2 protein-coding genes are annotated in these 671 nt (G+C 72.9%); both read left to right on the top strand.

From position 1 onward, the window contains the following. The coding region (locus CCN33_RS31420) for a DUF5709 domain-containing protein (RefSeq protein ID WP_244174002.1) at nucleotides 1-215 on the top strand (215 nt) is incomplete at its 5' end. Nucleotides 216-420: 205 nt separating this feature from the next. After that, the coding region (locus CCN33_RS30780; protein WP_140394788.1) for an MFS transporter at nucleotides 421-671 on the top strand (251 nt) is incomplete at its 3' end.

The raw sequence follows: 671 nt of genomic DNA, 5'->3' as shown, positions 1-671 counted from the left end.
CCGGCCGCCTGGTGGCGCCGGACGAGGGCGCACATCCCGACACCGAGACGGACGAGGTCGCCTACGACGTCGGCATCAACGGGGGAGCGGCCAGTGCCGAGGAGGCCGCCGCCCACATCACCGCCGACAACTTCTCGCAGCCCGGTCACGACCCCATCCCCCCGGACGATCCCCTGCTGTACCCCCGCCTCCGGCGTCGGCACCCGCAGGGCTGAGGAGTCGGTCCCGCAGACGATCGGTCTGCCGCGGCCGCACGCCCTGTCCGGGCGCGTCCCGGCCCGGCGCCCGTGATTGCCTTGGCATGATGGCCGCCCGGGTTCCCGAGGACAGAACGGAGCCGGTGTCGTGCCCTTCGCGGAGTCGACCGGTGGCGGCACGTCCGGGCCCCGTGGAGCTGCCCCGCCGGCCGTGCGGCGGTCCGTGGCGCCGCTGCTGGCCGTGTGCACGGGATACTTCATGGTCATCCTGGACGTCACGGTCATCAACGTCGCCGTGCCCGTGGTGGGCCGGGAACTGCCGGCCTCGCTCACCGGTATCCAGTGGATCACGGACGGGTACACGCTGGTCTTCGCAGGATTCCTGATGACCGGTGGCGCGCTGGGCGACCGCCTGGGCAACCGGCGCGTCTTCAGGACGGGCGTCTCGGTGTTCACGGTGGCCTCGGCGGCCTG

This window comes from Streptomyces recifensis, from assembly GCF_002154615.1.
Lineage (GTDB): Bacteria > Actinomycetota > Actinomycetes > Streptomycetales > Streptomycetaceae > Streptomyces > Streptomyces griseoluteus.
The sequence above is the reverse complement of the archived record's forward strand: the minus strand, read 5'-3'. Positions and strand labels throughout refer to the sequence as shown.